This window comes from Granulicatella sp. zg-84 (assembly GCF_010892375.1).
Taxonomy (GTDB): Bacteria; Bacillota; Bacilli; order Lactobacillales; family Aerococcaceae; genus WM01.
Genome location: NZ_WNJX01000008.1, coordinates 64,220 through 71,634, shown reverse-complemented (window position 1 = coordinate 71,634; position 7,415 = coordinate 64,220). Strand labels below are relative to the sequence as shown.

The following is a 7,415-nucleotide window of genomic DNA, read 5'->3' as shown; positions in this document are numbered from 1 at the left end:
AAAATCATGGGTATCGGTTTGCACAATATAGAGGAGTAGCCAAGATGCAGCAGTACACTTGGTTATCTTGTGCTGCCCAAAATATGAAAAAAATGGCAATTCTACTCACGAGAGATAGCCATTTTTTGAGATATTATTCTTCATTTAGTATTTTAAAATTCAAAATCCAACATATTTTTCAATTTTTAAAAAATATGTTGGATTTTTTATCGCTATTGTCAACAATCTGAGCTCTTCGTCAACTAATGACGGAGAGCTTGTTATTTTGCTTTTAAACAATCCATACTTGTTTCGATAACATGTTGTATATGAGATACTGTAATATCTTCTTCAATCAAAATACCATTAGGTCTACAAGAGTCAAAGACAATGATAGACGGCACTTTAGAAATTGAAAATTTATGTGCAATTTCTAAATCTTTTTGATATAAGTATTTTGCATTTTCTGATTGTCTATCTTCTAATAACATGGATAAGTCTAAATTGGATAATTCAGCAATACCTAAAATATCTTCATCGGTTAAGTTATGACGATAAGTATCGGTTAGGACTTTTAATTGCGCTAAAAATTGGCGTGCTTTACGTTTTCCTTGGAAAGTCGCCGCTTTATAAGTTAATCCAATTAAATAATCTGTTTCATATATCTTATTACGTAATGTTAAATCTGTTGTTGGTAATTGATATTTTTTGATATACTCATCAATCGTTTTTAAATTAAAGTACGGAATAAAATGAGTATATACTTTCATATTTAATGTGTTTAAAAAGTCCAGTATTTCTGTTGCACATTGATGACAAGACGTGTCGATCGGATCAATAAATAAGTAAATATCTAAAACGTGTGCAGGTTCTTTTTTCTGATTTAAAGGCATATCTAACATATTAAAAGTTCCTTCGCATAATGTTTTGTTACAAAATTGTCATATATTTGTATCTGTATTATAACATTTATTAAATACATTTGCCAAAATTATGCTTGACGATTGACAGCACGTGCTAATTTTGACGGTAATGCCTTAAATAGAATACCGTGTTTTTCTAAAAAATCATAAAATGGTTTCGTATTTGTTTCATATTCAAACTCTAGTTCGTATGTTATACCATTTTGAAAATAACTTTTATCCAAAACCCACAACCCATCTAATGTTTCTATTTCATATCGTTCGTTTTTGAGTGTACCAATTTGAATAAGATTTGTGCTTGATATATTGTAATGACGTAGTTCTTGTACAACATGACCATTTGGGAAGGTATTTGATTGTAGATAAGCTCTTCCTAAGTCAAGAGAGAATATATCGGTTATTTCCATTTTTTCATGCTCTGCTACGGGTACTTTTAATGTGAATTCTCCATGTGTATCGTCTAAGCGAATGCGTAATCCAAGTTTATGATTGAGTAATTGATTATCGAATGTATCAAAATAATAATTTTCTTGTGAGATAAGTGGTCGCTTGTCACATTGTAGAAATGTATATAAATGATGATATTCGCTTTCTGTTAAGCCTGTTTTCAATTCTTTTTCTAGTTCTTTGCTCATAGTTTGTGTCCTTTTTAGTAATGTTGTTGTCATTCTAAAGATATTTTTCCGAATATGCAAGTAATATGGTATAATGATAGGAAATATGTCGAAATAGACAGGGGTTAACATATGAAAATCGCATTAGTAGTAAGTCGTTCAAATAAATCACAAGAAGTGAAACAAGCATTATTAACACGTCTTGAACAAGAATCAGTAGAAATTGATGAAAAACATCCAGAAATTGTTATTTCCATAGGTGGAGATGGTACTTTATTAAAAGCATTTCATCAGTATACACATCGCCTAAGTAATGTTCATTTTTTGGCAATTCATACTGGGAATTTAGGATTTTATACCGATTTTTTAGATGAAGAACTAGAAGATGTTGTGGCATGTTTAAAAGAAAAAACACATCAAACGTATCAATATCCTTTATTAAGAGTGAATATTGTACAATCTGATAAATGTATCTCGCACATGGTTTTGAACGAAGTGACGGTGAAAACATTGACGGGCACTTTGGTATGTGAAGTGAGTATTGATGATGCATTATTTGAAATTTTTAGAGGAGATGGTTTGTGTGTGTGCACTCCTACGGGATCAACAGGGTTAAACAAGTCTTTAGGAGGAGCATTATTGCATCCGAAAATGGAAGCCATGCAGTTAACAGAAATTGCTGCATTAAATAATCGGGTCTATAAAACGATAGGCTCCCCTTTAATTTTACCGAAAGGGGAAAGTGTGCGTTTAATCGTGAAAGATGCGGTTTCTCCTTTTGTCGTGATTGATAATATTGATCCAATTCATTTTGAAACCCAAGACAATGTTGAAATAACGGTATCCATTAGTGAGGAACATATTCATTTTATCAATTATAAAAATATTGATTTTTGGATGCGTACGAAAAATTCATTTATTGGAAAGTAGGAAAGAAGACAGAAAATGTATTTTGAGTGGACATACGAAAAAGAAGTAGAAATATCCTTGAAAGCTTTTTTGAAAGCACACGATATTTCAAGACGTTTATTGGCAAAAGTAAAATTCCACGGTGGACAATTATTGGTAAACGGAAAAGAAGAAACGGTACGATATGTCTTAAAAAATGGGGATTGCATTCGTATGGTCATTCCAAAGGAAGAGGCACAGCCAAATGTGATACCTGTTTTTTTACCGATTGATATATTGTATGAAGATGAGCATGTTTTAGCTGTCAATAAACCAGCAGGTGTTGCCTCGATTCCGTCTTACTTACATCCAAAGTATTCTATGGCAAATCGAGTGAAAGGTTATTTTGTCCAAAATAATAATGAGCATCAAGTGATTCATATTGTGACACGCTTGGATAAAGATACCTCGGGTGTGATGTTATTTGCTAAACACCAGTTTGCACATGGACAATTAGATAAACAATTACGTGCTGGACAAGTTGACAAGCAATACATAGCCATAGCACAGCAATCTGATGAATTATTTGAGTATGGTGTGATTGATGCTCCTATTGGGCGTGTACCGGATTCAATAATGACAAGACAAGTCATAGCAGACGGTTCTGGAAAAGAGGCACGAACAGAATATTGGCTCTATGCGCGTGGTTATAATATGAGTGTGTATAAAATTAAATTACATACAGGACGAACACATCAAATTAGAGTACATTTTACACATAAAAAGGCAACGCTTATTGGAGATGATTTATACGGTGGACGTATGGACACGTCTTTACAAAGACAAGCTTTACACTGTGAAAAATTGGCGTTTAAGCATCCGTTTTCTGATGAAATAATTACGTGTCATGCGCCAATGCCAAAAGATATGCAAGTACTTGTAGAAAAATGTCAAATTTTTGATAGAAATGGCATAGAAAGAAACTGAAGTAGCGATATTATGTTACTTCAGTTTTATCTGTTTTAAGTGGATATTAAAGCATTTGATTTATAGAACATATTGTCAATCACATGAGTACAATAGAGTATTTACAAAAAAATGAGAAAACTTGTGAGAAAGTATAGACTTTTTAATAGAATCTTTTATACTATAAGGATAATTGGCTTGGAGGTATATGTATGCAAGAATATTTATCAGTAGGAATATTAGGGTTTGGAACAGTTGGAAGTGGTGTTTTTGACATCATTCAAAATCATCAAGAAAAAATGAGCCAAGTATTAGGTAAAAACGTACGTGTGACAAAAGTATTGGTGCGTGAGTTAGAGCCTTATCAAGAAATTATCAATAGTTGTGATACTTTTTTTACAACTGATATTAACGATTTGTTAACACCAGATATGGATATTATTGTTGAAGTGATTGGTGGAACAACGGTCGCTTATGAGTATGTGAAACGTGCTTTGCAAGCGAACAAACATGTTGTGACAGCAAATAAAGATTTAATTGCACTTTATGGAACAGAACTGTTTGACCTTGCTAAAACACAAGGTGTTGATTTTTATTATGAAGCAAGTGTTGGTGGCGGTATTCCTATTTTACGTGCGTTAACTATAAGTATGGCCTCAGATGAGGTGACAGAAATTGTTGGTATTTTGAATGGTACAACGAACTATATGCTGACACAAATGATTCAAAACGGTTTAAGTTATGACGAAGCACTTAAACAAGCACAAGCACTTGGGTTTGCCGAGGCAGACCCAACAAGTGATGTGGATGGCTTAGACGCAGCACGTAAAGTTGTTATCTTAACGCGTTTAGGATTTGGAATGGCTATTCAATTAAACGATATGGATATAAGTGGTATTCGTCATTTAAATAAACACGATATGGCATTTGCGGATAATCAAGGTTATGTGATCAAATTATTGGGAATGACGAAGTGTGAGAATGGACAAGTGTACGCACAAGTAGGTGCGAGTTTTGTGAAAAAAGAACATCCATTATCGACTGTTCACCAAGAAAATAATGCGGTTTATGTTACAGGGAAAGCACTGGGTGAAACGATGTTTTACGGAGCAGGTGCGGGTAAATTACCAACGGCTAATTCAGTTGTAAGTGATATTATGGCGATTGGTGTGAATATACTTTCTGGAAAAACAGGTAGACCATTTTCAACGTATCAACAACCAACAGCCTTTTTATCGACCGATAAAGTGTTCTTTGACTATTATTATCGTATTTATTTACAACAAGGTTTTGATGACAGTGCAATGATTGAACAAGTTTTTGCAAAGCATGGTGTAAATGTTTCTAAAGTAGAAATTCTAAAAGAAGAAAATCATGTCACAATGTTTGTCATGACCGAATTAGAAAAGGTTGCAACACATAAAGTTGTGATAGACGCATTACAAAAAGAACAATCTGTTGTTGATGTTGTGTCTTTAACTATTTTTTAAAGGAGGAGAATAGATGATAACCATTAAAGTGCCAGCAACATCGGCAAATATGGGAGTGGGATTTGATTCGATAGGTATAGCTGTTCAGTTATATTTAGAATTAGATGTTTTGGAAGAAACAAATGAATGGATAATCGAGCATGATATTCCTTATTTACCAAATAATGACCGTAATTTAATCATTCAAATTGCTAAGAGAACATGTCATAAATTAAAACCACATCGTTTACGCATGAGAACGAATATACCAACAACCAGAGGTCTAGGAAGTTCATCATCTGCCATTATTGCAGGAATAGAATTAGCAAACTATTTAGGTAATTTAAATTTATCAATAGATGATAAAATACAACTAGCAACAAAGTATGAGGGACATCCAGATAATGTTGCTCCTGCTTTGATTGGAAACTTGGTTATTAGTGCTGCCATGAATAAACGTGTCTTTTGGTCAAAAGTTTATGTTAATCATGTTGTGGGCGTGGCTTGTATTCCTGCAAAACCATTGTCAACAAAAGAGAGTAGAGGCGTTTTACCGGATATGCTCTCTTTAAAAGAAGCCGCAAAAGGTAGTGCAATTAGTAATGTTTTTGTATCTCAAATCGCGAGAGGTTATTTGAAATATATTCGTCATATTATTGAAAGTGACGTCTTTCATGAACCGTATCGTAAACATTTAGTACCAGAATTGGTTCAAATTCGTGAATTATTAAAAAAAGAATATACATACGGTACATATTTAAGTGGGGCGGGACCGACGGTCATGACTTTAGTACCCCCTCAACAAGTAAAAAAAATTACCCATTTATTAACAGAAGCCTTTCCAGAGCATGATATTGTTCCTTTGGAAATTGACCGAACAGGTGTACAAATTATTTATCACGACTAATCTCTCTTCGTCAACTCGTGTTGGGCAATCACGAGTTGACGAAGAGCTTTTTGTTTACTTCGTAAAACAAATCATTTTATACAAATGAGAAAAATATAGTATAATAAATAAAAGCGTTTTAAAGGATGAGAGTAACATGAAAAGTATTATTGATTTATTTTTAAATGAGTATCCATTTTTTATGGATTTACTTAAACAACATATTATTGTATCGTTTATATCCATTATACTTGCCATTATTTTCGGTATAGGTATCGGTATTTATATGACAAAAAAACCTAAATTAGCAACAATCTTATTAAGTATAGTGAATGTGTTATATACCATTCCTGCGATTGCTTTATTAGGTTTTTTAATTGGAATTACAGGTGTTGGTAATACAACAGCTGTTGTTGCCTTGACATTGTATGCTTTATTACCTGTCGTCAAAAGTACTTATGTTGGATTGATGTCTGTGGATAGTTTAATTATCGAAGCTGCCGAAGGCATGGGGAGTACGCCCAATCAAATTTTGTATAAAATCATGTTTCCTCTGTCTTTACCAATTTTGATGTCGGGTATTCGAAATATGGTAACTATGACGATTGCTTTAGCAGGGATAGCTTCTTTTGTTGGTGCAGGTGGATTAGGTGTTGCTATTTATCGCGGTATTACAACGAATAATTTGAATATGACAGTTGTTGGTAGTTTACTTATTGCTATATTAGCGTTAGTTGCAGATTTCTTATTGGCAAATATTGAAAAAAGAATCCAAGTACATCATGGATTATCCAAGCATATTAAAAAATGGGTGATGTCGATTGCTGTTTTATTTACAGTCATCATAGGTGCTTTTTATTTAGTTCCTATGGAAAAACCCATTCACATTGCGACTAAGCCAACGACTGAGGGTTATGTTTTAGGAGAAATGTTAAAGCAACTCATAGAGGAAAAAACAGATTTAAACGTAAAAATAACACACGGTGTAGGTGGAGGAACAGCGAATATTCATCCGGCAGTTTTAAAAGGTGAATTTGATATGTATCCAGAATATACAGGAACTGCATGGCAAGTAGTGTTAAAACATACGGAACCTTATTATGAAGGAAAATTTGATGTATTAATGAAAGATTATCACGACATGTTCCATCTTGAGTGGGGGAATAATTTTGGCTTTAATGACACATATGGTATTGCTGTGAGAAAAGAAATAGCCGATCAATATCAATTAAAAACATATAGCGATTTAGTGGCTATTGCCAATCAACTTACTTTTGGTGCAGAATATGATTTTTATGAAAGAGAAGATGGTTATAAAGCATTGCAGAAAGTATATGATTTGTCTTTTAAAAAAACGGTGGATATGGATAATGGATTAAAATATCAAGCCATTCATGATGGTAAGATAGATGTCATGACTATTTTTACAACAGATGGGCAGTTATCTTCTGCAAATATTGTTGTATTGGAAGATGATAAAAAATTATATCCATCTTATGTCGCCGGTACAGTTGTTCGAGAGGACGTTTTAATGCAACATCCAGAATTAAGAAAAGTATTAGCATTGCTAAATCATACTTTAGATGATAAAACGATGTCTGAACTGAATGATAAGGTAGAAAGTAAAGGCGAGAAACCGAGTGATGTTGCAAAAAACTATTTAAAAACATTGGGATTGATTGGAGAATAA

General features: G+C 33.2%; 7 protein-coding genes and 1 pseudogene. 6 read left to right on the top strand and 2 right to left on the bottom strand.

Going from position 1 to position 7,415, the window contains the following annotated elements; genetic code table 11:
* Positions 1–230, top strand: a pseudogene (locus GMA06_RS08390) (hypothetical protein); the annotation flags it as partial.
* Between the two features lie 30 nt (positions 231–260).
* On the opposite strand, the gene GMA06_RS02940 reads toward GMA06_RS08390, so the two are convergent.
* Entirely contained in the window at positions 261–881 is a 621-nt protein-coding gene (locus GMA06_RS02940; RefSeq protein ID WP_163545272.1) for a DsbA family protein, read from the bottom strand.
* Positions 882–970: 89 nt separating this feature from the next.
* Positions 971–1,537: a CYTH domain-containing protein gene (locus tag GMA06_RS02935; protein ID WP_163545271.1), complete on the bottom strand. Its 567-nt coding sequence runs from the start codon at positions 1,535–1,537 to the stop codon at positions 971–973.
* A 111-nt stretch (positions 1,538–1,648) separates the two neighbouring features.
* Between GMA06_RS02935 and GMA06_RS02930 the strand changes: the two genes are divergently transcribed.
* The 5 genes from GMA06_RS02930 (at position 1,649) to GMA06_RS02910 (ending at position 7,415) form a co-directional block, all read left to right on the top strand.
* Complete coding sequence (locus GMA06_RS02930; RefSeq protein ID WP_163561625.1) at positions 1,649–2,446, top strand: NAD kinase; 798 nt, start codon at positions 1,649–1,651, stop codon at positions 2,444–2,446.
* Between the two features lie 15 nt (positions 2,447–2,461).
* Complete coding sequence (locus GMA06_RS02925; protein ID WP_163561624.1) at positions 2,462–3,391, top strand: RluA family pseudouridine synthase; 930 nt, start codon at positions 2,462–2,464, stop codon at positions 3,389–3,391.
* A 191-nt stretch (positions 3,392–3,582) separates the two neighbouring features.
* Positions 3,583–4,860 carry a homoserine dehydrogenase gene (locus GMA06_RS02920; RefSeq protein WP_163561623.1) on the top strand — a complete coding sequence of 426 codons (1,278 nt, stop codon included), beginning with the start codon at positions 3,583–3,585 and terminating at the stop codon, positions 4,858–4,860.
* Between the two features lie 13 nt (positions 4,861–4,873).
* Positions 4,874–5,746, top strand: coding sequence for a homoserine kinase (gene thrB / locus GMA06_RS02915; protein WP_205426185.1), 873 nt, complete (start codon positions 4,874–4,876; stop codon positions 5,744–5,746).
* A 136-nt stretch (positions 5,747–5,882) separates the two neighbouring features.
* Positions 5,883–7,415: a glycine betaine ABC transporter substrate-binding protein gene (locus GMA06_RS02910; RefSeq protein ID WP_163561622.1), complete on the top strand. Its 1,533-nt coding sequence runs from the start codon at positions 5,883–5,885 to the stop codon at positions 7,413–7,415.